Origin of the sequence: Cohnella sp. SGD-V74, assembly GCF_003001675.1 — a bacterium.
Taxonomy (GTDB): domain Bacteria; phylum Bacillota; class Bacilli; order Paenibacillales; family Paenibacillaceae; genus Cohnella.
In genome coordinates this window covers 51,634-76,107 of record NZ_PVYW01000020.1, presented here as the reverse complement: position 1 = coordinate 76,107, position 24,474 = coordinate 51,634, and the positions used below count along the sequence as shown (strand labels likewise).

21 protein-coding genes are annotated in these 24,474 nt (G+C 58.5%); 13 read left to right on the top strand and 8 right to left on the bottom strand.

Annotation, left to right across the window (positions count from 1 at the left end):
- Nucleotides 1-1,082: 1,082 nt before the first annotated feature.
- From B0G52_RS35720 to B0G52_RS26380, 3 genes are all read left to right on the top strand, one after another.
- Nucleotides 1,083-1,253: a hypothetical protein gene (locus B0G52_RS35720; RefSeq protein WP_158223877.1), complete on the top strand. Its 171-nt coding sequence runs from the start codon at nt 1,083-1,085 to the stop codon at nt 1,251-1,253.
- A 141-nt stretch (nt 1,254-1,394) separates the two neighbouring features.
- Nucleotides 1,395-2,807 (top strand): amidohydrolase, encoded by a 1,413-nt coding sequence (locus B0G52_RS26385; RefSeq protein ID WP_233163074.1) that lies wholly within the window; start codon nt 1,395-1,397, stop codon nt 2,805-2,807.
- Nucleotides 2,804-4,030 (top strand): amidohydrolase family protein, encoded by a 1,227-nt coding sequence (locus B0G52_RS26380; RefSeq protein ID WP_094048874.1) that lies wholly within the window; start codon nt 2,804-2,806, stop codon nt 4,028-4,030. Before B0G52_RS26385 ends, B0G52_RS26380 begins: the two co-directional genes overlap by 4 nt.
- Here the strand turns inward: B0G52_RS26380 and B0G52_RS26375 are convergent.
- Complete coding sequence (locus B0G52_RS26375; RefSeq protein ID WP_094048872.1) at nt 4,025-4,903, bottom strand: LysR family transcriptional regulator; 879 nt, start codon at nt 4,901-4,903, stop codon at nt 4,025-4,027. The two genes, B0G52_RS26380 and B0G52_RS26375, sit on opposite strands and share 6 nt — an antisense overlap.
- 145 nt (nt 4,904-5,048) lie before the next feature.
- On the opposite strand from B0G52_RS26375, the gene B0G52_RS26370 reads away from it, so the two are divergent.
- The 4 genes from B0G52_RS26370 (at nt 5,049) to B0G52_RS26355 (ending at nt 9,756) form a co-directional block, all read left to right on the top strand.
- Nucleotides 5,049-6,551 (top strand): sensor histidine kinase, encoded by a 1,503-nt coding sequence (locus B0G52_RS26370; protein ID WP_094048870.1) that lies wholly within the window; start codon nt 5,049-5,051, stop codon nt 6,549-6,551.
- Nucleotides 6,526-7,221: a response regulator transcription factor gene (locus B0G52_RS26365; protein ID WP_094048868.1), complete on the top strand. Its 696-nt coding sequence runs from the start codon at nt 6,526-6,528 to the stop codon at nt 7,219-7,221. The genes B0G52_RS26370 and B0G52_RS26365 overlap by 26 nt, the downstream gene beginning before the upstream one ends.
- A gap of 298 nt (nt 7,222-7,519) precedes the next feature.
- Nucleotides 7,520-8,989 (top strand): S-layer homology domain-containing protein, encoded by a 1,470-nt coding sequence (locus tag B0G52_RS26360; protein WP_094048866.1) that lies wholly within the window; start codon nt 7,520-7,522, stop codon nt 8,987-8,989.
- 17 nt (nt 8,990-9,006) lie between these two features.
- Nucleotides 9,007-9,756 (top strand): ankyrin repeat domain-containing protein, encoded by a 750-nt coding sequence (locus B0G52_RS26355; protein WP_369827137.1) that lies wholly within the window; start codon nt 9,007-9,009, stop codon nt 9,754-9,756.
- Between the two features lie 139 nt (nt 9,757-9,895).
- Here the strand turns inward: B0G52_RS26355 and B0G52_RS26350 are convergent, their stop codons facing one another.
- Nucleotides 9,896-10,690, bottom strand: coding sequence for a phytanoyl-CoA dioxygenase family protein (locus tag B0G52_RS26350; protein ID WP_094048864.1), 795 nt, complete (start codon nt 10,688-10,690; stop codon nt 9,896-9,898).
- Between the two features lie 183 nt (nt 10,691-10,873).
- On the opposite strand from B0G52_RS26350, the gene B0G52_RS26345 reads away from it, so the two are divergent.
- The 3 genes from B0G52_RS26345 (at nt 10,874) to B0G52_RS26330 (ending at nt 13,684) form a co-directional block, all read left to right on the top strand.
- Nucleotides 10,874-11,848, top strand: coding sequence for an AraC family transcriptional regulator (locus B0G52_RS26345; protein WP_158223876.1), 975 nt, complete (start codon nt 10,874-10,876; stop codon nt 11,846-11,848).
- A gap of 426 nt (nt 11,849-12,274) precedes the next feature.
- Nucleotides 12,275-12,715, top strand: a complete 441-nt coding sequence (locus B0G52_RS26335) for a WGxxGxxG family protein (RefSeq protein ID WP_198960735.1) — start codon at nt 12,275-12,277, stop codon at nt 12,713-12,715.
- A 141-nt stretch (nt 12,716-12,856) separates the two neighbouring features.
- Complete coding sequence (locus B0G52_RS26330; protein WP_369827143.1) at nt 12,857-13,684, top strand: divergent polysaccharide deacetylase family protein; 828 nt, start codon at nt 12,857-12,859, stop codon at nt 13,682-13,684.
- On the opposite strand, the gene B0G52_RS26325 is transcribed toward B0G52_RS26330, so the two are convergent.
- Entirely contained in the window at nt 13,663-14,361 is a 699-nt protein-coding gene (locus tag B0G52_RS26325) for an N-acetylmuramoyl-L-alanine amidase family protein (protein ID WP_233163072.1), read from the bottom strand. The genes B0G52_RS26330 and B0G52_RS26325 overlap by 22 nt on opposite strands.
- Nucleotides 14,362-14,488: 127 nt before the next feature.
- Between B0G52_RS26325 and B0G52_RS26320 the strand changes: the two genes are divergently transcribed.
- Nucleotides 14,489-14,722 carry a YqzE family protein gene (locus tag B0G52_RS26320; RefSeq protein WP_094048854.1) on the top strand — a complete coding sequence of 78 codons (234 nt, stop codon included), beginning with the start codon at nt 14,489-14,491 and terminating at the stop codon, nt 14,720-14,722.
- Here B0G52_RS26320 and B0G52_RS26315 read toward each other — a convergent pair.
- From B0G52_RS26315 to B0G52_RS26295, 5 genes are all read right to left on the bottom strand, one after another.
- Nucleotides 14,719-15,624: a hypothetical protein gene (locus B0G52_RS26315; RefSeq protein WP_094048852.1), complete on the bottom strand. Its 906-nt coding sequence runs from the start codon at nt 15,622-15,624 to the stop codon at nt 14,719-14,721. The two genes, B0G52_RS26320 and B0G52_RS26315, sit on opposite strands and share 4 nt — an antisense overlap.
- Before the next feature lie 155 nt (nt 15,625-15,779).
- Complete coding sequence (locus B0G52_RS26310) at nt 15,780-16,664, bottom strand: YqhG family protein (RefSeq protein WP_094048850.1); 885 nt, start codon at nt 16,662-16,664, stop codon at nt 15,780-15,782.
- The gene (locus B0G52_RS26305; RefSeq protein WP_094049045.1) at nt 16,661-18,331 is read right to left on the bottom strand and encodes a DEAD/DEAH box helicase; all 1,671 of its coding nucleotides are present in this window, start codon (nt 18,329-18,331) and stop codon (nt 16,661-16,663) included. The genes B0G52_RS26310 and B0G52_RS26305 overlap by 4 nt, the downstream gene beginning before the upstream one ends.
- A 237-nt stretch (nt 18,332-18,568) precedes the next feature.
- Nucleotides 18,569-19,981: a sensor histidine kinase gene (locus B0G52_RS26300; RefSeq protein ID WP_094048848.1), complete on the bottom strand. Its 1,413-nt coding sequence runs from the start codon at nt 19,979-19,981 to the stop codon at nt 18,569-18,571.
- Complete coding sequence (locus B0G52_RS26295; protein WP_094048846.1) at nt 19,978-20,697, bottom strand: response regulator transcription factor; 720 nt, start codon at nt 20,695-20,697, stop codon at nt 19,978-19,980. The genes B0G52_RS26300 and B0G52_RS26295 overlap by 4 nt, the downstream gene beginning before the upstream one ends.
- A gap of 154 nt (nt 20,698-20,851) precedes the next feature.
- Between B0G52_RS26295 and B0G52_RS26290 the strand changes: the two genes are divergently transcribed.
- Together B0G52_RS26290 and B0G52_RS36310 are read left to right on the top strand one after the other, a co-directional pair.
- Nucleotides 20,852-21,589, top strand: coding sequence for a hypothetical protein (locus tag B0G52_RS26290; protein ID WP_094048844.1), 738 nt, complete (start codon nt 20,852-20,854; stop codon nt 21,587-21,589).
- Nucleotides 21,590-21,910: 321 nt separating this feature from the next.
- Nucleotides 21,911-24,262, top strand: coding sequence for an LAGLIDADG family homing endonuclease (locus tag B0G52_RS36310; protein ID WP_369827142.1), 2,352 nt, complete (start codon nt 21,911-21,913; stop codon nt 24,260-24,262).
- The last annotated feature ends 212 nt before the right edge of the window (nt 24,263-24,474 follow it).

Below are 24,474 nucleotides of genomic sequence, written 5' to 3'. Positions count from 1 at the left end.
TAGAGCGCCATTCGGGAAACGATACTCGATTTTTTAGCACAACGCCCCGTTAGAGCGCCAATTGAGCGACGATACTCGATTTTTTAGCACAACGCCCCCCGTTAGAGCGCCAATTGAGCGAATACGTACGTAGCTCCTTTTTCCTCCTTTTGCCGGTATCCCGTCCAGTCAGTTTTTCTGCGCCACATTTGAATATGTACGTAGTGCCTTCTCCGCTCTTTTGCCGATATCCCGTCCACTCAGCATTTCTGCACCACATTTCTGAATATGTACGTAGTGCCTTTACCGTTCTTTTAGCGGTATCCCGTCCAGTCAGTTTTTCTGCGCCACATTTGAATATGTACGTAGTGCCTTCTCCGCTCTTTTGCCGATATCCCGTCCACTCAGCTTTCTGCACGACATTCCGAATACGTACGAAGCGTCTTTTCCCTCCTTTTGCCGATATCCCGTCCAGTCAGTTTTTCTGCGCCACATTTGAATATGTACGTAGTGCCTTCTCCGCTCTTTTGCCGATGTCCCGTCCACTCAGCTTTCTGCACGACATTCCGAATACGTACGAAGCGTCTTTTCCCTCCATTTGCCGGTATCCCGTCCAGTCAGGTTGGTCGTACGCCTCCAGGGAGATCGGCCATAGTGACTATCCTCTATTTGCCGGTATCCCGACAGCTCAGAAATCTGGTTAGTAGCGTTTAGCGATAAGCTTCCCGTTTCAATCAGTGGATCATCCTCCCGGCTGTGGATTAGCGTTCAGCAGCTTGCTAGGTGTCCCAGTAATTCAGTTTGAGACTTTTCTTTTGAAAAAGAACGCGTAAGTTGGACAGGTGATTGTGGAAGAATGGATGCAATCGGCGGGCGCGAAATTGGACGTAACTCTCAACTGACTCAAAGGGATAGCGGCAAAAGGGGAGAAAAAGCGGTACGACAGGTATGGCGTGAACTGAATGGAGGGGATAGCGACAAAAGAAGTGGAAAATGGAACTGGGATAAGCAGACGGCCTGACGGAAGGGGATAGCGACAAAAGAAGTGGAAAATGGAACTGGGATAAGCAGACGGCCTGACGGAAGGGGATAGCGACAAAAAGATGTGGAAAGTGAAGCAGGAAGAAGCAGATGCACTGACGGAAGAGGACAGTGTGAAAGGGGAGACAGGAGATGAGAGGGCTGCCTTTATTCTTCATCGCATCGCCGTTCGCCGAATAAGCTTGCCCCACGGTGTTTCGCTGCATGACGGCGGTCGGTCGACCACAGGTTGATCTTGCATAGGGTTTTCCTATGAAAACATAACTTTTTTAATATTTTTCATATGCATCCGCCCGTGTTAGCATACAGATAATCTGCCGGACAGGCATAAGAGCTTGGGATTTTGGAATCTTGGGAATGCGGGAGGGAACGCAATGGCTAACGCCTATTGGCTGCTTAACGTCCGCTTGGAGACGGGGCATGAGCTGGAGAACGGCGACGTAACGGGGACGAAAACCGACCTGTTTCACCTGCGGATTGAAGAGGGCGCGATTGCGGAAATCGTGAGCGCGGCGGATAGGCCGGACGGAATAAAGTCGGAAAGGTCGGGAGCCGGGAAGGCGAGCACTGGGAAAGTACGATCGATGGAGGCAAGCACTGGGGGAGTACGAGCGGAGAAAGCAAGAACGGGAGAAGAGAAAGCGGAGGGGACAGGCGCAGGGGAAGCCCTGGCGGAGAAAGCGGGAGCAGGGGAAGCAAACGCCGAAGCTCTGCCGCAGGTCGATGCGCGCGGCTTGCTTGCGCTTCCGTCTTTTATCGAGAAGCACTGCCATCTGGATAAAACGTTGCTGGGCGATCGCTGGCGGCCGGTGCGGCCCGCGGCATCCCTGTTCGAGCGGTTCGAGATCGAGAAAAATACGCTGCCTGCGCTGGCCACGACGATGAAGGAACGCGCGGAAACGCTGCTCGCCCTGCTTCTTCGGGCTGGCTCGACGCATGTGCGAACGCATGTCGACCTGTATCCCGAGGTGGGGCTTCGTCATCTGGAGGCCGTGCAAGAGGCTCTGGCTTCATTCGATGGCAAGCTGACAGCCGAGATCGTCGCTTTTCCGCAGCACGGCCTGCTGAGATCGCAAAGCGCCGGGCTGGTCAGGGAAGCGCTGCGCAGCGGCTGCGGGCTCGTCGGAGGCGTCGATCCGCATACGGTGGACGGCGACGCGGAAAGGTCGCTGCAGCAGATGATGGAGCTGGCCGTCGAGGCGAACGCCGATGTCGACCTGCATCTGCATGACGGCGGCCGCGTCGGGTTGGACACGATCCGAAGGCTCGCGCAGCTTGCGGAGGAAGCGGGCTGGCAGGGCCGAGTCTCCGTCAGCCATGCGTTTGCGTTGAGCGATATGGAGGGAGGAGAGGCGGAAGAGATGGCAGGGCTTCTGGCGCGCGCCGACATTACGGTCATTACGAGCGTGCCGCTCGGACGGACGATGCCGCCGGTTCCGTTCCTCCATGCCCGCGGAGTGCGGGCAGCGGTCGGGTGCGACAACATTTTCGATTCGTGGTCGCCGTTCGGCAGCGGAGACGTGTTCGAAAGGGCGGGGCGTCTGGCAGAACGTTTCGGATGGAAAACGGAACGGGAGCTGGCCGAGACGCTCGGCTTCATCACCGGGGGTGTCACGCCGCTGGACAAGGATGGGCGGCAAGTCTGGCCGAAGCCGGGAGACGAAGCGAGTCTCGTGTTCGCTGAGGCGAGCTGCTCGGCCGAGGCGGTGGCGAGAAGGGCGAAACGTCCCGCCGTCATGCACCGAGGGGCGATCGTCGCAGGATCGCTGGAGGGGAGGTCCGTATGAACGCTGCTAAAGCTTATTGGCTTACGAATGTCCGGCTGGAAAGCGGCTATAGGAGAGAGGAAGGCGCGATCGTCGGGACGGAAACGGAGCTGTGCCACCTCCGCATCGAGAACGGAAAAATAACGGAGATCTTGGCTGCGGATGGTGGGTTTCCGAAAGACGAACTGCCGAGGAGAGACGCGAAGGGGCTGCTCCTGCTGCCCGCCTTTAAGGAAATGCATATTCACATCGACAAGACGTATTACGGCGGACCGTGGAGGGCGGTCAGACCGGCGAACGGCGTGTTCGGCAGAATCGAGGAGGAGCGGGAGCTGCTGCCGAAGCTGCTGCCGACTGCGCAAGAGCGGGCCGAGAAGCTGCTCGAATTGGTGCTCGGCTTCGGCTCGACCCACGTCCGCACGCATTGCAATATTGATCCGGTCGTCGGGCTGCGGAATATGGAGGCGACGATGCGCGCGCTGGATACGTTTTCCGGCAAGCTGTCCCATGAGATCGTCGCCTTCCCGCAGCACGGTCTGCTGCGCTCGGATGCGGCCGTGCTCGTCCGCGAAGCGATGCGCCAAGGAGCGACGCATGTCGGCGCGGTCGATCCGGCGACCGTCGACGGCGACATCGAGCGCTCGCTGCAGACGGTGATGGACATCGCGGTCGAAGCGGATGCGGGCGTGGACATTCACGTCCACGACCAAGGCGGCGCGGGCCTCGCGACGATGAGCCGGCTCGCCGATCTGACCGAGCAGGCCGGTTGGCAGGGCCGGGTAACGGTCAGCCATGCGTTCGCGTTCGCCGGAGAGGCCGAAGCCGCCGCCGAGCTTGCGGATCGCTTCGCCTCGCTGGGGATCTCGATCACCTCCACCGTGCCGTTCGGCGGCTTGATCATGCCGCTTCCGACGATGCGCGACAAAGGAGTGCGGATCGGGCTCGGCAACGACAGCATTACCGATCACTGGTCGCCGTTCGGCACCGGAGATTGCCTGATGAAGGCGAGCCGACTCGCAGAACTGTACCGCTTCGTTGATGAACGCTCGCTGGGAGAAGCGCTCGGCTTCATCACCGGCGGTGTCACTCCGCTGGACGCTGACGGCAACCGCGTATGGCCGGCGGTCGGCGACTCGGCCGACGCCGTGCTGGCGCAAGCAAGCTGCTCCGCGGAAGCGGTGGCGAGAAGAGCGCCCAGACAAGCGGTGCTGTTCCGCGGGGAGATCGTCGCCGGTACGTTATAGACGGGATTGGAGCAGATCGACGAAATTTTGCGCGGCCTGGGACAGACGGTGATGCTTAAGCCAGATCAAACCGATCGGCGAAGCGACGTCCGTCTCGGGCGCCACTTTGCTGGCGTTGACCGCATAGCCTTTGTGCCTCTTCAGCACCGTCTCCGGAACGACCGACGCGCAGAAGCCGGAGGACACCATGTCCATCAGCAGGGCGATGTCGGAGCATTCGCCCATCAGGTTGGCGGTCAGCCGGGACCGGGAGAACGCCTCCAAGATCAAGTAATGCACGCCCAAGCCTTCGGTGCTCGGCAGCACGAGCGGATAAGAGTGAATGTCGGCCAGCGACACTTCGTCCTTCAACCGCTCGTGCTTCGCCGACGCAATAAAGTAGAAAGGCTCGTTCTTCAGGTGAAGAACCGAAAAAGAAGACAGCTCCAGCGGCAAGCGGATGATCGCCAACTCGATGGCCCGATCCCGCACGAGCTGGCATAGTTGAGCCGATTCGTTCTGCTGGATTTTGTAGGTCACCTTCGGATAACGGCTTCCGAAGGTTTGCAGCAGCTCGGACAGTCCCGCGACCGAGAATGTGTTGACGCCTATTTTCAGCTGGCCGTTTACTCCGTTCCCGGCTTCCTTCGCTTCCAGCTTCGCCTCTTCCATCAGTTGGACCATCTGTAAAGCGTACTTGTACAAGGATTTTCCGGCTTCGGTGACCTCGAACTGCTTGCCGCTCCGCTCTACCAATGTCGTTCCAAGCTCTTCCTCCATCGCTTTCAGATGCTGGCTTAACGGCGGCTGCGAAATATGAAGCCTCTCGGCCGCGGCCGAGATCTTGCCCTCCTCGACGATCGCGATGAAATATCGCAGCTGCCGAATGTCCATTTTCGGATCACCCCCCTCCCCTTAGTATAGGAAAAAGCTAAGCAAAACCAACTTTATTAATATTATTCATATACTTAGCGCCATGGTAGCATATTTGTACGGATTACGCATCCGAAGCAACCTTCGGGACGAGGTGACTGACCGCATGTCTATCCGCATCAAGCTGCTGCTGTCCTATACGGGTATGCTGGTCGTCAGCCTGCTCGTCGTTGCGCTGACCGCCGGTCTGTTCGCGATTACGGCGACGGGGGACGTTCGCAGCTTCCGCGATTTTTATAAGGTTCACTACCAGCTTAATCCGCTGACGGAGGAGGAAGAGTCGATCTTCCTCGAATTGAAGTATTTGGCCAAAAACGAGCCGGATCGGCTGCAGGAAAGGGAACTGCTGACCGAGTACGATTTCAAGCTGCGAACGGTGCGCGCCGGCCTCTACGTCCGCAGGGAGAGCAATCAGGTGTTCGAATCGAACACGTTTAACCAGCCGGAGCTGGAAGGCTATCTGCCCGCTTACGATCTGGACAACAACCAGATTCGCCATACGTTTAACATCGGCGAACGGTTTTACGCCTATGCGAAGTTCGACTTCCGGTTCACGGACGGGGCCAAAGGGAGCGTCTTCGTCATTCGCGAGCGAAGCCCGTTCGGCGAAGTCGTTCGCAAGCTGCTGCCCGTCCTCGTCATTCTGCTCGTCGCCGTCATCGTCGCGGCCAACGCGCTGCTGTACAGGTGGATTACCCGCAGCGTCGTCAAGCCGCTTGAGCTGCTGCGCGGCTCGGCCGAACGGATCAAGGAAGGCAATCTTCAGGTCTCGCTCGACTTGCGCTCCAAGGACGAGATCGGTCAACTGAACGAGACGTTCGAGAATATGCGCAAGCGGCTGCACGAATCGGTCCAGCTGCGTCTGCGGGACGAGGAGAGCCGCAAGGAGCTTGTCTCGAACATCTCGCACGATTTGCGCACGCCGATCACGAACATTAAAGGCTATATCGAAGGCATTCGCGACGGAGTGGCGGATACACCGGAGAAGATGGACAAGTACGTCAACATTATTTACTCCAAGGCGAACGACCTGGACAGGCTGGTGGACGAGCTGTTCCTGTACTCCAAGCTCGATTTGAAGCAGGTTTCGTTTCAGTTCGAGCATGCGGACATTGTCGGCTTCCTAGACGCTTGCCTCGACGAACTGCGCTTCGTAATGAAGGAGAAAGGCATCGATCTGGAGTGGGACGACCGTCCGGAGAGCGGCATTGCGGTGTTCGCCGATCTGGAGAAGCTGAAGCGGGCCGTGCTGAACATCATCGGCAACGCGCAGAAGTTTACCGACAAGGCGGACAAAACGATCCGCGTCTCCGTCCGCGCGGCCGAGGACCGGGTCGCCGTCGAAATCCGGGATAACGGAATCGGCATTCCCCGGGAGGACATACCGTACATTTTCGACCGTTTCTATCGCGCGGAACGATCGCGCAACTCCTCGACGGGAGGCAGCGGATTGGGACTCGCGATCGCCAGGCAGATCGTCGAAGGACACGGAGGGACCATATGGGCAAGCAGCGAGCCGGGCGTCGGCACGAGCCTGTTTTTTACGCTGAAGCGGGCAACGAAAGAGGAAGGAGCGGCGGACGATGACGACAAGCATTCTGATCATTGAAGACGAGGAGTCGATCGCGGAGCTGGAGCGGGACTACTTCGAGCTGAACGGCTTTCGCGTCGACTTGTGCCATACGGGGAGCGAAGGGCTGCAGCTCGCTCTTGGCGGCGATTACGATCTGGTGATCGTCGATCTGCAGCTTCCCGGAATGAGCGGCTTCGAGCTGTGCAGCCGCATCCGGCAGGAGAAGGAGGTTCCGATTCTGATCGTCTCGGCGAAGAAGGAGGAGATCGATAAAATCCGGGCTTTCAACCAGGGGGCCGACGACTATATTACGAAGCCGTTCAGTCCGAGCGAACTGGTCGCGAGAGCCAAGGCTCACATCACCCGCTATGAGCGGCTGATAGGCAAGCGGGAGGCCGGACCTGGCTCGGAAATGCGCTTCCGGGGACTCGTCATCGACAAGGCCGCCCGCCGGGTGCAGGTGCGCAGCCGCGAGGTCGCGTTCACGACCCGGGAATTCGGCCTGCTGGAGTTTCTGGCGAGCCATCCGAACCGTGTCTTCAGCAAGGAGGAGCTGTTCGAGCGCATTTGGGGCATGGATTCGAACGGGGACATCGCCACCGTAACCGTGCACATTCGCAGGCTGCGGGAGAAAGTCGAGGTCGATCCGTCCGCTCCGCAGTACATCGAGACCGTCTGGGGAGCGGGATATCGCTTTTCCGTCTAGGGCGTGTCTTCAAACCCGCTCAGGGGCATCTATCACCGCCTTTTCGCCCCCTGCTTCGTCACTTTTGCTCGACGTACCTCCGGTACGCCTTCACAAAAGTTCCTTGCATGGAACGAAAATTCGGCCATATCTGCTGTCCTCGGAGTATGAAAACACGCCCTAACGCAGTTTAGAATTTGTTTATCATTTATTTCGAATCCGTTAATCCCGGGTTTCTAGGCCGTTTAACTCTCTCCTTTATGCTAGGGATAAGGCAGACAACACCTTAACGCCTATCGACTACAAGGAGGAATTATCGATGAACAAATATTCGAAGAAATTGGCCGTTATGACGCTGGCGGCCGCGCTTGGAACCGGAACGCTGCCGCTCATGGCACAATCCGCCGCAGCCGCGCCGCTGTCCGCGCAGGCCATTCAGGAAGCCGTCAACCGTCTTGCCGACCTGCAAGTGATGAACGGGTACGAGGACGGCAGCATGAGGGAGAACAATCCGATTACCCGCGCGGAGCTGGCCAAGCTGGTCTCCCTGGCGTTCGGCATTCAAGGCGGCTCGGGGATCAGCCTCGCGGACGTCAAACCGCAGGCATGGTATGCTGACTATGCGGCCGGACTGGTGGAGCAGCAAGTGATGGAGACGGCGGACGGCCGCTTCGAGCCGCAAGCCGTCGTGACGGACGACGAGCTGATCCGGACGGTAACCAAGGCATTGAAGCGGGATGTCAAATCGGTTCAGTACTGGGCGGAGGACTTCTATGCGCAGGGCAGCAGCGCGACGCGCGGCGAAGCGGCTTACTTGCTCTCGACCGCCCGCGAGGCGATTCCCTCCTCGGATGCCCGCATCGTGAGCATCCGCGCGTTAAACGCCATTACGCTGATCGTCGACTTCGACAAACCGCTGACAGCGGACAACGAAGCGTTCGCACAGGCTAAGGAGGATTTCGCCTTTAACGACGGGCTTGCCATCAGCAACATGCCGCGGCTGAAGACGGGCTCCGCGGCGACGTACATCGTCCCGACGACCGTACAGAAGCCCGGCGCGGCGTATACGCTGACCTACAAAGGCCAAGCCGCAGGCACGTTCACGGGCAACGCAGCGAAGCTGGACATGACCGAAGCGAGGCAGGTGGCGAACGATACGTTAGAGTTGGAAGCGCTGAAGGCAAACGGAGTGGTCGACTACGGCTACATCATCGCCGCGTACAGCGGCGGCCGGGGCGCCAACGCTTTCGTGCTGGACGAGAACGACAAGGACGAGAGCGGCAAAGCCTATCAGATCATCTCCTCCGGCCAGGCGCGGGAAGTGACGATTACGCCGGAAGGCGGACAGCCGATAATCGCCAAGTACGTGCCGTTCACGCAGTCGACGGACGGCAAGCAGGAGCCCAAGTTCCGTCTGCCGGAAGGCGAGACGTTGAAGCCGGGCGTGAAATACACGGTGACCTCGGATTGGGCGCGAATCGCCAATCCGACATTCACCGCGAAGGAGATCGCTCCTCTGCAAATTGCCGGCGCGGAAGCCGTAGGCGAAACCTCCATTCAAGTCGTTCTGGCGGGCGACCCGGGAGACGAGCTGTTCTCCGGTCGCAGCGTGCAGCTGACCGACGGGAACGGCAATCGCTTGACCGCGACTTATCGTTACTCCAGCCGCCAAGGCGCAACAGGCGTATTCGATCTGGCCGCCGGAACGAAGCTGACGCCGCGCGTTGCTTATACGGTCGCGCCTGTCGGAGACTGGGCCGGACAATCGCAAGCGGAGCTTAAACTGTAAAATTGCGGGTGATGCCGATGAAGCTATTGGGAAGGCGGCGGTTCGCGATGCTGCGCGGATTGGGACTGATCATTCTGGCCGCGGCTCTGGCGGGCTGCGAAGTAAGAGTGGATTCCTTGCTGACCGACGGGGATCAAAAAGCGACTCAAGAGGTGAACCGAGAGATGGACAAGTTAAACCGGGATTTGCTGCAAGCGGTCGTCGAAGGAGACCGGCAAGCCGTCGAACGGCTGCTGGAGCAAGGGGCCGACATCGACGCCACGGACGGCCGAGGCCGCACTTCCGCGATGGTCGCGGTGCATAACGATCGGCTCGATCTGTTCAACCTGCTCGCGGAGCGCGGAGCCAACCTGAATATTCGGGACGACCGCTTGGACAATCCGCTGCTGTATTCGGGCGCGGAGGGCAAGATGGACTTCCTGAAGGCTTCTCTTGCTGCCGGAGCGGATACGACGATTACGAACCGTTTCGGAGGAACGGCGCTCATTCCGGCCGCCGATCGGGGCCACGTCGAAATCGTACGCGAACTGCTGGAACACTCGGACGTGGATGTCGACCATGTCAACAACTTGGGTTGGACCGCGTTGCTGGAAGCCGTCATCCTCGGAGACGGAGGCAAAGCTCATCAGGAAATCGTCGACTTGCTCATTAAGCACGGAGCCAACGTGAATCTGGCCGACCACGACGGGGTAACTCCGCTCCAACACGCCAGGAGCCGGGGCTACGGCGAGATGATCGCGGCGTTGACGAAAGCCGGCGCGAAGTAAGCGAGAGTTCGCCGCTGCGTTCGTAAGGAAGACAGAGCGAAGTAAGCGAGCTGTCCAGTCGACGTGAAAAGAAGGCTATCCCTTAGGTGTCGAGTCACTGACGCTAAGGGATAGCCTTTGTTTTGCAGAGGAGAAGAGGTCAGTCGGAGCCGCGAACGGCCAGCACAGGGAACAGCGGCCCTTTGAGCACGTCGCCCTTCTCCAGGTTCAGCCCATTCGTGATCGGATGGGAAGCGCCGCTGAACGTGATATCGTCCGGCATGTAGATGATCGCCAGCGCCCGGCGCGGCCGATCGGTCTCGTTGGCATGGGCGTAGTGGAACGTCAGGCCGTTGTGGAACGTGCAGCTTCCGGCTTTCAGCGGCACGACGACGGGCTTGCGGTCGTCCAGCTGTCCGCCCTCGACGTAGTCGAAGATGTTCTGCGGATCGAGGAAATCGATGCCGTGCAGCTTGCCGAGCTTCTGCGACTTCGGAATGAACGCCATGCAGCCGTTCTTCTCGTTGACGTCGTCCAGCGCGATCCAGATCGACAGCATGCCCTGGTCGGCTTCGTTAATCGGCCAATACGGCGTATCCTGATGCCAAGGCGTCGGCTTGGAATCGTTCGGCATTTTCCAGAGACCGTGGTCGTGGAAGAGGCGGATTTGACCGGCTCCGGCAAGCTGCAGCGCGGATTGGGCGAATCGTTCGTGGAAGCTGAATTTGCCCATTCCGGCATGATCCCGCCACGTATTGACCTTCTGGTTCAGGACGCGGTAGTAGAGCCCGCCTTGCTTGTCCGTCTGCACCGAGCGGTCGCTCGTCGTCTGCATCGCTTCCTCCAAGTACTCCCGCAGCAGCTCCAGCTCTTCCTCGGTCAGCATATTGTCGACTTTCACGAATCCGTTTTCACGATAAAAATCGATATGGTCTTGCGTAATCGGCGTTGTCATGGGTGATTCCTCCTCGGCGGTGGTATGCTTCTATCCTACAGCCGGAAGCCGAAGGTGAGGATGGAGAGAATTCCGAGATTTTTGTAAAAAAGTCGAATTGAAATAATCTTTATAGATCGCGGAATGCAAGATGTTATACTGGTTAAAAAAGCGAATTGGTCGAAAAGTAGGAGGGAACGGCGCATGGCTATGTCGACGAGAGTGGATTATCGGACGATCTCTCCTTACGTCCGTTTCGTGCACGAGGTCATCATTGCTCCGGGCTCGCGCAATCCTGAGCGTTACATTTACGATCACGAGTTCATTTACGTCGTGAAGGGAACCGGGACGCTGCGCATCGAGGACAGAACGCACCCGATGGGACCGGGCGACCTGCTGTACATTCGGCCCCACGTCGCCAACGAAATGCTCGTCTCCCAGTCGGAGCCGATGCATTGCTTTGCCGTACATTTCGACTACGTCTTCCTGGGGGAGGCGGCGGAATTTTCCCCTTATGCGGTTTATTTGGGCAGCAAATCCGAGGAGGGGACACCGGATGCGAATTGGCTTCGCGCGAGGCCCGACGCCGAGCTGGCGGACATGGACATTCCGGAGAGGATGAATCCGGCGCGGGTTCACGACTTCTTCGAGGCGTTCAAAGAGCTGTGCCGCGTGTTCGAGGAGTCGAGAGCCGACGCGCAAATCTGGCTGAAGGCGGCGATGCTCAAGCTGATCGGGCTCATTCACGGCGAGCTGACGACCGAGGAAGGCATTCGGGTCAGCCACCCGCATGCCGATATGATGCTGGACGCCATTCAATATATGAAGGAAAACTATGCGTCCGAGATCGACTTGAAGAAGCTGGCGAGCCGGGCGAATTTGTCGCCGAAATATTTCGGCACGCTGTTCAAGCAAGCGACCGGGCTGTCGGCGCCCCAGTACTTGACGGGAATCCGGATCGGGGAGGCCAAACGGCTGCTCAGGGAAAACGCCCATTCGATCGAAGCGATCGCCGACCTGGTCGGCATCGGGGATATGTACTATTTCAGCAAGCTGTTCAAAAAAACGGAAGGCCTTTCGCCCAAGCGCTACGCGGATTCCTTGAGATGGCTGGCGTCCAAGGAAGAAGGCTCGGGCGAGAAGAAGAACAAGGCCCGCCGCCTTGGTCCGCCGCGGTAGGCGCGACACCGAAGACAGCGGGAGAATTTGTTCTCTTCGATCAGTAGCCGGCGCGCAAGATGATTACCAAGAGGACGAAGAGTACAAGTGCGAAAGCCGCGGCTCCCGCAACTCCGCCTTTAGGACCGCAAACATCACCTGCAACAGGATATCCCATGTCTATCACCACCTTGCGGTTTATTATGACAATCGTCACGTATGTAGCTTATGTCGGGATAAAGATACGGTCAGTACATTCACCCATCTTGGCAAAAACAGGCGAAAGCACATGCCGGATCGTCCCGAGTGGGCTCCAATCGCTTGCGCCGCGCGGAGTTTCCTGCTTATGGCTGGACAGCCGACGATCCTCATCGCATATTTTGAAAGGCCGGGGACACCTTATTAGGGCAATCAAATCGCTTAAGGAGGGGTTCAGGTTTGAAAAAAATGGCGGCTAGTTTGGCATTGAGCATGTGTATTGCGTTGGCGTGCGTCGTTCCCGCATTCGCGGAGAATACGACGGGGACGACGGGGACTTCCGGCGACAGCAGGACGCTGAACGGCGCGCCCGTGCCGACGAGAACTTACTTCCCGAACGCGGGAAGAACGGACGGCGTATTCGATCGCGCGAACAACGGCAATTACGGCACTTATAATACGAACGGCAACTTCGGCCTCAACGGCAACTATAACGGCACGTACGATTCGACCCGAATGAACGCGTATCGTCCTTACAACAACACGACGAACATGACGACTCGCGCGAACAACACGGTCAGAAGAATGGAGACGACGACAAGAACCGGCTTCAGCTGGGGCTGGCTCGGTCTGCTCGGCCTGTTCGGTCTGGCGGGGATGCGCAGCCGCAGCCGCGAAGACGCCCGGTAAACGACGAATCACGATGATCCCCGCCCGGCTATCCCGAGCCCGGCGGGGATTTTGATGTAATATTCGTTTCCAGAACATCCCATACTAAAGCGGTAGTGATCTAATGAAGCAGCAGCTGCCAAAGGAGAATGCCGCATGAGGATGAGAAAGATGTTTCTCGGTAAGCTTACGCTTGGAATCGCCTTGCTGGGAGGATGGAACGGGGCGGCGTCCGATTCGCTGTCCGCAGCGCCGCCCGAACCCGGAGCATCGGGGGAGAGCCTGCGTCAAATCGCCGTCGTAATCGACGATTTCGGCAACGGCATGAAGGGGACGGAGCAAATGCTGAATTTGCCGATCAAGCTGACGGTGGCCGTCATGCCGTTCTTGCCGACGACGAAGAAGGACGCGGAAGAAGCCCATCGTCTTGGGCACGACGTGATCGTGCACATGCCGATGGAGCCGATGAGAGGGCAGCGGAACTGGCTCGGTCCGGGAGCGATTACGACGGATTTGCCGGATGCGGAAATTCGCAGGAGGGTGGAGGCGGCGATCGCCGAAGTGCCTCATGCGATCGGCATGAACAACCACATGGGCTCGAAGGCGACCGCCGACAAACGGGTGATGCGAATCGTGCTCCAGACGTGCAAGGAGAAGGGCTTGATCTTTCTCGACAGTCGAACGTCTTATCGCACGGTCGTGCCGACGGTGGCGAAGGAGGTCGGCGTGGAAACGCTCCACAACGACGTGTTCCTCGATGACGTCTATACGCGGCATCACGTGCTGAAGCAGCTTGCGGAAGTGAAGAAGCTGCTCGCCAAGAACGAACGCTGCATCGCCATCGGCCATGTCGGACCTTCAGGGATGTCTACCTCCGACGCCTTGCGCTCCGCCATTCCCGAACTGAAGGGCAAGGCGGCTTTCGTGCCGCTGACCGCATTGCTTAAGATTCCGGAGCCCTTCGCCGCTCACGGACTGCACAGCCGGTAGGCGATAATGCCGCTGGCGATCGCTGCGGCGATGCGGTTCTGACCGGGAATCGAAGTCAGCATCGCCCGGTCTGCCGGATCGCTGAGGAAAGCCGTCTCGACGATGACGCTCGGCACTTGAACCCGATTCAGCAAGTAATATTGATTGGCCACTTGGGGCAGCCGGAATTTATTCTGCTGCCTGTTCAAGCTGTCCTGAATGAATTTGGCCAGCAGTGCGCTGCCTCCTTCCGCCTGATGGATGACCAGAGGACCTCTCTTGCTTCCTTTGGGCGACCAGTTGACGTGAACGCTGACGAACAGGGCCGCTCCGATCTCGTCGGACAAGCCGCGGCGCTGGGACAGGTCGCGCCGATGGCGCGAACGGCTCAAGTGCCAGCGGTTGTCGTCGCTGAGCGCGTAGTCGCCCGTTCGGTTAAGGATGACCTTAAGCCCGCGCGCGCGAAGAAGCAGGTAGAGCTTCCTGGAGATGGCCAGATTGATGTCTTTCTCAAGAATGCCGTTCCAGTGGGTGCCTCCGTCGATTCCGCCGTGTCCCGCATCGATCAGCACGTCGGCGGTAGGAAGCGCGCGTTTGACGTTGGGCGGATCATGGGCTTCCGCGGTTCCGGGTCCGGCCCCCCCCGCGATTAACAGCAGGCTGCAGGCAATGATAACGATACGCATGGCAAATAACAAATTCCGTCTCCTCCGTTCTCGATGCGAAGCTTCTCCGCTCTATAGCGTGACACAAATTGCCGTTCCCCATGCAGAACGGTTGAGTGCATCCCGAAACGGGCATGCTAGAGAGGAGGAGGCGAGATGAATGGACGGATCGGAATATTTGCGATACGTAACGGAGCGGGTCGTCAGTTACATGGAACGTCCCAAGGATGAAGAGGCCGAGAAGAAGATCAGCGCCCCGCGGATCAAAGAACCGTGGCTGACCAAATGGTTCGGCATGGCGCCGATGGGGCTGATGATCTGGTGGGGAAATCGCGCGGAGAAGAAAAACAAAACGCGCCATGAGGCGCGTTCAACGAATTCGTCCGCGAATTAACGATAAAAGAGACCGCCCTCGAGCAAAGCGTCAAGAGGGATGAAGCGCGTTCCTTCCATGTCCAGCGCAATATCGATACGGCCGTTCGACCAGCGTTGGTAGCCGATAACCGGCGCCGCGTACAACATCGCGTCCCCGAACGGTTCCGTTACATAACGCAGAGGCTTCCCGCTGTCGAGGCGCTTCTGCAGCTTTTTGGCGTCTTCCGCAGGGAATGGCGCCTCTTTTGTGAGCCAAGGCAATCTCTCATATGCGTCGAACAGTTCGTTCAGCTTCAACTCATCGACGGCGGGCGACGCGGCTTGTCCAAGGAAGGGCGAAGCGTCGCTGAACAAGGAAGTCCATTGGGGCTTGTCCACCGGAAGCTGCTCCGCCGTTTTGGCGTCGAGCCAATAGACATGCTCTCCCACGCGGACTTCCCATGCGGCGGCGAAGGGGTGCACGTACTGTTTGGCGGCGGCGATCAGGCCAACCTCGTCTTCGGATAGGAGTCCGCTGTAGACCAGCGAGCGCTTGAGCTGCTGAAGGGAATACAAGGAATAGGGACCGATTCCGTACTCGCCGAGCTGGAAAGAGCCGTCCGTGACCGCATGCACGACCATATAGCCGATGTCGCGCCCTTCCTTCGTGAACAGGACGAGCCAGCTATGGGTGCCGGGGCCGAGCGCCGCAATCTGGGGATCCGCGGCCTGCCAATCCTGGAACGGCTTCTGCTTGGACAGCGTCGCCACCCAGCTCTCGACTTGACGCTCCAGCTTGGATTGCGGCTCGGCGGCCGCGACTTCCGCGGAGGCGGGCAGCGCGATCGCGCTCGACCAGAGGAGGGCCGACAAGGCCACCGTCGCCGCGAACCGAAGGCTTGATCTGAGTCGACTTCCGTTACGGCTTTTCAGGAAAATCATGTTATCACCCGCTGTTTCATAGTGTACGTTCGTCCGGTTGGATCTTGGCGCCGCTTGTCCATTGTAGCCGACGGGCGGCGCCGAAGGTGTTGGAACGTGTCAGCATGCGCCGTGCTCGGCGGTTCTAATTTTGCCGATTTGCGGCGTATCGTCGCTTAATCGATGCCGGGCAGGTGGAAGATGCCGCAGTTCAGAACCGAGACGCTCACGCGCGGTCGGTATTGCCAGTCGATTTCGGCTTCCCGCTGATTGAATCTGGCGGTGACGGCTTCCTTCTGCTCGCTCTGGTCGGGATGATTCATATGCTCCAGCATGGGAACATAATATTGCCGAATTCTCTCCAGTTCGTCTTGCCTCCGCGCTTCGGCTTCCATGGCCCAGGAGAAATCGGCGGCGCGCAGCCTGCGTTCGAGCGCCGCTTCGAGCTGGGCCATCCCTTTTCTCAGAGACAGACCGTTCTTCAGCAGATGGACGTTGGCCGGAAGCCGCGGCGTCAGCCTGCGCTCCCGCAGCTTATCCATGAACCTCTCGTCGATGACGCCGGTGGCCAGCGAGATGCCCCACTGGTACAGCTCTTCCCGCTTCATGTCGCACTCGTAGCCGACTTTGAAATTGACGCCGAGCCAAGCGGTGTAAGCTTGGGAAGCGAGCGGGTCGAGCCGGCCGCGGGGAGGCTCCTCGAACAAGGTCACGCAGCGCCCGGATTGTTGGACGACGCCGAACAGCTGGTGCAGCCGCCTGGAGCCGAAGTAGACGTCCTCCTGGATGATCCGTCCGGATTCCGTCATGACGTAGGACACCGGCGAAGCGTTCATGCGGTCGGACATCGCCGGATTCTCGAACGACCAGCGATAGGTCATCGTCTCCGGGGGCGTGCCGGTCCGGTCGACGAAGCTCCAATAATACGGCCGGTTCGACAGCGCACGGTCCGCGTCGGGGGACAGCTTAACGGTGACCCCGCCGGGGCTCTTCTCGATAAAGTGGCATTCTTTCGATTCCAGATAGGAAACGACGAAGCGATGGATCTGTTTCGAATTCATGTCGCGTTCTCCAGTTGCATCCGTTTTTTCGTCTCGAGCAGCGTATCCCCGAGTCCGTCGATTTTTCTGCGCAACTCCTCGCCGTCTGCGGTTTCCAGCACGAGCTGGGCGAGACGGCGCTCAAGATTGTCTTCCTTCTCGAACTGCTGAATGATCTCGTCGAGTTCTCCGATGACCAACTCGAACATGTTGATTTTCTCGTGCAGCAGATGGACGATGTGCTCTTCAATCGTGCCGAGCGTGCACAGGTTGAAAATCTGGACGTCCTCCGTCTGCCCGAGCCGGTGCACCCGGCCGATCCGCTGCTCGACCCGCATCGGGTTCCAAGGCAGGTCGAAGTTGATGACGTGGTGGCAAAATTGCAAGTTGATGCCTTCACCGCCGGCTTCGGTAGCGATCATCACCTGCGCGCGCCTGCGGAACAGCTCCATCATCCAGTCTTTCTTGCCCCGGTTCATCCCGCCCCGGTAAGGGACGGCGGCGAGATCGTGCTCTCTGAAAAACTTCAGCAAATATTCTTGAGTCGCCCGGTATTCGGTGAAGATGATCGCCTTGTCGTTCAGGCTGCGGACAAGCTCCATCGCCTTCTCGGCTTTCGTGTTCGACTTGATCTGCTTGATCAGCTCGACGAGCTCCCAGATTCGGGCGCGCAGCGGGGAGTCCTCGGCCGTCTTCTTGAACAGGTTGATCAGCGTCAAAAATACGGCGTCGCGGCTGGAGCAGACTTCTCTCTGCAAGGTGACAAGGGACAGCATGCTGGCCATGTCTCCGCTCTCCGAGGCGGCATGCTTGCGAACGTAGTCGGTTACGCCTTCATAGAGCGCCATCTCTTCCGCGGACAGGCGGAGCGGCACGTTGGTGACGACCCGCTTCGTGAATTCGACGCCTCCGTCGCTGCGGCGATTGCGGATCATGACCTGGCCGAGCGCTTCATGAAGCTTGGATTCGTTCTTCGGCACGCGGCGATCCGCGACGAAGTTCGCGGCGAAGTCGCCCTCGCCCCCGAGCTGGCCGGGCTTCAGCAGCGTAATCAGGTTGTACAGCTCGGACAGATCGTTCTGCACCGGCGTGGCGGTGAGCAGGAGGCAGTACTTTTTGCGAAGCTCGTTGATGAATTGATAGTTGCCCGTGCGCTTGTTCTTCAGCTTGTGCGCCTCGTCCACGATGATCAGATCGTATTCGCCGTCGAGCAGCGTCTGCCGGTGCGGGTCGCGCTTGGCCGTATCCATCGAGGCGACGACGATGTCGTTGTCCCATGAATAGGCTTTGCGCTGGGCGACGGCGGGAATGTCGAACTTGCCGTTCAGCTCGCGCACCCATTGCAGCACGAGGGAGGCGGGGACGAGCACGAGCGCTTTCCTCACGAGGCCGCGGATCATGTATTCCTTAAGAATCAATCCGGCTTCGATCGTCTTGCCCAGGCCGACCTCGTCGGCGAGGATCGCCCGGCCTCTCATCTCGTGCAGCACGCGGCGGGCAGTGTCGATCTGGTGGGGCATCGGCTCGAAATGAGGGAGCAGCGACAGGCAGCGCAAAGCGTGGAAATCGGTGACGAGGTTGGCTTCCTCCGCCTCCAACGCAAGCTGGTACAAAGGCCAGTCATCCCATGGGCCGTTGCGTTCCGCCCGCCGCTCCAAATCTTCGAAAGCGCTCCGGTCTACGTGCATGTCCACGAGCGGGTGAAGCTTGCGGGGGGCGGTATCGGATGGAATAGAGGTATTCAATCGGCAGTCCTCCTCGGCGATCTCGGCTGGTATCCACTTTCTAGTATGAGCAACCGGGAGGGATTCGAAACGGGGAGAGAGGGGAATGGCTTGCCATTCGTTCGGGAAGACAGGATGCCGGGGATGGCCGAAGCCGTTCGGGGAGCCGCGGGGCGGCTCCCCGAACCTTTGAGGAAGAGATTATCCGGCAGCGGTCATTGTCGGCGAGGGGAAACGGAGAGAGAATATCGCGCCGCCTTCATCCCGGTTGCCGGCTTCGATGCGTCCGCCGCAGCGCTCGACGATCGCTCTCGAGATGGCCAGCCCGAGGCCGTTCTCGCCGTCCTTTCCTTTGACGAACCGGTGGAACAGATGGGGGAGCAGCTCTTCCGGTATGCCTCCTCCGTCGTCGGCGATCGCGATGACAACTTGGTCTTTGTTCGTTCCGACGCGCACTTCGATCGAGCGTCGGGCATGTCTGGCGGCGTTCGCGACGACGTTCAGCAGCGCTTGCAGCAGTTTGTCCCGATCGGCCTGTACGGTAAGGAGTTCGGGCGTCTCCTCCTCCTCGTACAGTACTTTCAGACTCAGTTCTCTGGAGGCCAACATCGGATTTACCCGCTCGATCGTGTCGTCCAGCAGCTCCTTGAGGGGGACGGATGCGGGATGGAACACGTCCTCCTCGCTGTCCAGCTTGGCGAGGAGCGTCATCTCGGAGACGATTTTCTTCAGCCGGCCGCTCTCGCTCAAGATGACGTCGAGCCCTTTGTGCACGCTGTCGCCCTCGAATACGCCGTCGCGAATGCCTTCCGCGTAGCCGGCGATCGACATAAGCGGGGTTTTCAGCTCATGCGAGGCGTTCTGGAAAAACAGCTTCTGCACGCGGACGTACCGGTCCAGTTCGCCGGCCAGCTCGTATACGGTTTGCGCCACCGCTCCGATCTCGCCGCCGGCCCGGACTTTGCGAACGTCCGCGAACCGGCGTTCCTTCACTTTCTTCAGCTCTTCCCGAAGCTTCATGAGAGGGCGGATCAGCTTTCTCGTAATGACGAGACTTAGCAGCAGCACCAGAATGCCGCCTGCGCCCAATACGACGAGCAGCCGCCCGAACAGCGCCTGTTCGAGCGCGTTTACTTTGCTCATCGGCGTCACGAGCGTCAGCGTGCCTTGCGGGACCGCACTGACTTCGACGATATAGCGGTCATCCTGGCCGGACTGCAGCGCCTGCAGGCTCTCGGTGCTGATCGCTGGAAGTCCTTCCTTGACTTCCGAAGCGGAGAATGACGCGTCTGCCTCCGTCAGCACGGGCTGAAACGGAAGCGTCCGCGACAAGACGTTGCCGTGCTCGTCCGCGACGATGGCTTGCACTCCCGCCGTAAGCTGCACGGCCGTCGCCTCGAAGACGTCGACGCCGTCGATTGCGCCGGCTGCGCCCAAAGGCGCGGCTTGCGTTCGCAGGGTGGTCGCCACGCTGGCGCCGAGCGTCTTCATCTCGTTCTTCTGGGCGACGATCAGATGATCGAGCAGCACATAATGGATCATGACCGCGGTTGCGCCGAGAATAACGACGAGCAGCAGGCCGAATGCCAGGTTGATCTGATGGACCAGTTTCATGACGCTTCTCCTCCTCCTTCCGTCCGCAGGCGATAACCGTGTCCCCATACCGCTTCTACGGGCAATTGCTCGATTTTTTTGCGCAGGCGCTTGATCAGATGGTCGACCGCGCGGTCGCTGCCGAAGTAGTCGTCGCCCCAGACGAGCACGAGCAGCTCTTCGCGCGCGAAGGCGCGGTTAGGATGCTCCGCGAACACCTGCAGCAGCGCAAATTCCTTGAAGGTCAGATCGATCTCCTGCTTGTCCCAGAAAGCGCGGCGTTCTTCCGGCAGGAGCTGCAGCGGGCCGATCCCCACGACCGGCTGGGCGGAGACGGCTTCTTCGGATCTTTCCGACCGGCGCGGCTTGTACCAGCGGTGCAGGAGCCTTTTCACCCGCGCGACCAGCTCCCTGGGGCTGAACGGCTTGACCAGGTAATCGTCGCTGCCCAGCTCCAGTCCCATGATTTTATCGACTTCGCCGTCTTTGGCGGAGATGATGACGATAGGCACGTCGCCTTCCTCCCGAATGCGGCGGCACAGCTCGTAGCCGTCCATTCCGGGCAGCATAATATCGAGCACCCACAAATCGGGCGGATTGTTGCGCCAGAGCATCCAGGCTTCCTCAGCGGAGGACAGTCCGAGCGTGCGGAAGTTTTCCTTGGCCAGGTAAGCCTCTACGAGATTGCGAATATGCAGGTCGTCGTCCACGACGGCGATAAAATAATCTTCCATCATCCTGATCCCCTTTCGTTACTTCATTATAGCAACCGGTTTTTCGCTTGCGGTTCGTGCCATCGTTTTTCCACAATTTCACCAACGTCCTGCCACAGTTGGCAGGTAGACTCGTACTTGTAAAACAAATTCAACGTCAAGGAGCGTGTTCTACACTATGAACAGCAGAAAAAAACGCATTGTCCCAAGAGTCGCCCTGTCCGCACTGATGTTGTCGGCGATCGCCGCCGGTCCCGTTGCGGCGAATGCCGCTTCTAACCCCGCTTCGAATGCCGCGCCGGTTGTTACCGCTGCGAGCTCGGTTAAGGCAGCGGCCGTGACGGAAACATTGGCGGCGGTAAAGCTGCCGGATCCGCTGGAGCTTGCCAAGCAGTACGCGCCGGATACGGTCGAGGCGTGGGAGAGCTTGCTGGCGAAGTACGATTCGCTGCAGGCAACGCTGAAACCGGCGGTCGTCAGTATTAAGCTGGAGAAAGCGGGGGCGGTCGCAGAAGGGCGCCTGTCCGGTAACATCAAGGCAACGGAAGCCGGAACGATCACGCTTGAAGCTGTCGAAGGAGATGTCCTGTTCGACATTAAGGATATCGGCACGGCGCAAGCGCTTCCGATCCAGGGCGTCTCCGTGCCGGCGTTCACGGTATCGACCGAGGCGGTCTCCGCCGAATCCGGCGCTCCGGCGCTGATCAAGCTTGTCGACGCCGAGCATGCGATCGCCGGCAAGACGGGAAGCGTAACGCTTGCGGCGGCGACGTTCGCTTCGGGGGACGTGCTGCAGGGACGGATCGAATTGGCCAAAGTCGCCGAGTCGAAGGATGCCGAAGCGATCCGGGGCGCACTGGCCAAGCTTTTTGAGGCCTACGAGGCTCATGTGGAGGAGCTGCAGTCGTCGAAGTAAGAGAATTTCCAGAGAGGCGCGGATGTAAAAAAGGTTGGAATAGAGTCGTTGCGCCGTAAGAACAAATACGCTTTCGGAGCCATCCCGGCAGGCAGTCTTCTGCTCCGCGGATGGCTCTTTGCTGGTCTGGCAATGATCGCCGGGGTAGAAATTTTGTAGTCGTAAAGTCAGTGGAAATACAACATATAGGAGAGTATAATGGCGTGAGAGCACAATATATTGTACAATTTACATATAGCGCTGGATTTTCATTTCCTTCTGATTGCACATGGATTGTGCCCTGCCTACTACGTTTTGGAGGAGTTGGTCGCAGTGTCAACGATGCAGGAAAGACGTCTCGAGGGGCTGAGCGAGAAAATATTTCTTGATCGCTACGCCTGGAAAAACGCGGACACGGGGGAGACGAAGGCGGGCGACGTCGTGCTCGTACTGACGAAGGACGACCCGAAGTTTCCTTCCAAGGATGTCGGGGAAGTCGTCAAGCGCGAGGGCAAGAACGTTACCGTCAAGCTTCGCAGCGGCGAATTGGTCGAATCGACGATCGAGAAGCTGACGCTGACGATCGAGAAGACGCCGGAGGAGATGTGGGCGCGGCTTGCGAACGCGATGGCGTCCGTCGAAGAAACGCCGGAGAAGCAAAAGGTATGGGCGGAGAAGTTCCGCTGGCTGCTCGACGATTGGAAGCTCGTTCCCGGGGGCCGGATCGCGGCGGGGGCAGGAGCCAGCGAGGAGCTGACGCTGTTTAACTGCTACGTTATCCCTTCCCCTCATGACAGCCGCGGCGGTATTATGCAGACGCTGGCGGAGATGACGGAGATTATGGCCCGCGGAGGCGGCGTAGGCATCAACCTGAGCTCGCTTCGTCCTCGCCGCTCAATCGTCAAGGGCGTGAACGGCGCCTCCAGCGGCGCGGTATCCTGGGGCGGACTGTTCAGCTATACGACGGGATTGATTGAGCAGGGTGGGTGCTTCGGACCGAATGAGCGTATCGCAACGAACCGCGGTCTGATTCCTGCCAAAGAGCTTGCGGATCGCATGGATCATGGAGAGAGCTTTTATGCATTGACCCATCTGGGTCCGCGCCGGATTACCTGCTCTTTTCGCAATGGCGTCAAACCTTTGTTCCGGGTGACCACGGAACGCGGCTTTACCGTCGATGTGACAAAGGATCACAAAATGGGAGTTATCCGCAACGGTTCCGTTACGACGATTCCATTGCGGGATTTGGCCGTAGACTCGGAAACCTTGACTTTGCTGGCAGACGGTTTGCAGGAAGTTCCCTATGTACAGCTGCAGGCCGAATCGTACCCGCGTTCCGAGATGAGCACGATGTTGAACGAATCGGTGAGATTGCCCAAGCTGCTTGACGAACGCTTGGCTTACTTGATGGGTTACTTTTATGGGGACGGATACGTACATTGGGGGCGCAAAGTCAATTGGGAGGCGCCGAAAGCGATCAAACTCGCAACTGCCGACGATCGTCCCGGCATTCGCGATTTCCTCGTGGAATTGGTACGGGAACTGTTTGGAATTGAGCCGGTTGTAGAGGCAGGAGATGGAGCCTGTAAAAATATAGCTGTATATTCCCGAATCGTGGTGGACTGGCTCGAGCAAAATCGAATGTTGAAGGCCCGCAGCCAAGACATTAGAGTGCCCGAACTGATCTTTCGCTCCCGGTCGAGCGTGATGGGAGCTTTCGTAGCAGGATACTTCGATGCGGATGGATGCGATCGCGGCTCCAAGGGAGGATACGGATTCGATAGTATCAGTCTTGAAATGCTTCGTGACGTCCAGCAATTGCTGGCTGCCAATGGCATCATGTCGCATATTAATTCGACCGATCGAAGCCCTCAAGAATGGAAAACCATTCATCGCCTTTGCGTAACAGGGGCCGAGTTCAAAGAGAGAATGAGCCAATTTATCGAGTTGTCCCATAAAGACAAGAAAAATGCAGGCTTACGCAATCACGGCAATAGTTACCCTCGTGAAGTTTGGGGACAGCTTCGCATTCCTGGGCGTTATTATCAAGGGATATGGGATTCGACGAAATCGCGTATTTCATTTCGAGCGCTAACTCGGGTGAAAGATCGCCTTCACGAGGATGGCCAGGTTGCATTGGCGGAACGTGTAGAACAAATGTTGACTACGATGCCCGACCGCATTGTGTCGATCGAACCAATAGGGATGAGCGAAGTATACGACTTCGAGGTTGATGAAGTCCACATGCTTTGCGGCAACGGGTTCTATACATCAAATAGTCGGCGCGGCGCCTTAATGCTAATGATCAACGATTGGCACCCGGACGTCGAAGACTTCATTACCGTGAAGCAGACGATGGGGCAGGTGACCAACGCCAACCTGTCCGTCTGCGTAAGCAACGCGTTCATGAAGGCAGTCAAGGAAGACTCGGATTGGGAGCTGGTGTTCCCGGATTCGCAGGACCCCGAGTACGACATTCTCTGGGATGGCGATCTGGATAAATGGAAGCAGCGCGGCAAAAAAGTCGTACATTATCGCACGGTTCGTGCGCGCGACGTCTGGAACACAATCATCGAAAGCGCATGGAAGTCCGCCGAGCCTGGCGTCGTGTTCATGGAATACTACAACCAGATGTCCAACAGTTGGTACTTTAACCCGATTATTTGTACGAATCCGTGTGGTAAGGTTGCCTAGTTTGCCTCACGTTAAAAATCGCGGAATGAAGCGGGAAGGCTGAGAAGCTAATCCGAACCGAAGGCCGGAAATCCAAAAGTCCGGTCAGGGGCAGAGCATAGACGGTGAACCTGCGATATGCAGAATATAATCCGTCCACGAGGCCGCGACGCATCGCGCTGGCGATGCGAAAAGATATGCCGACCTAACGGGAACACGAACCGTTAGAACTA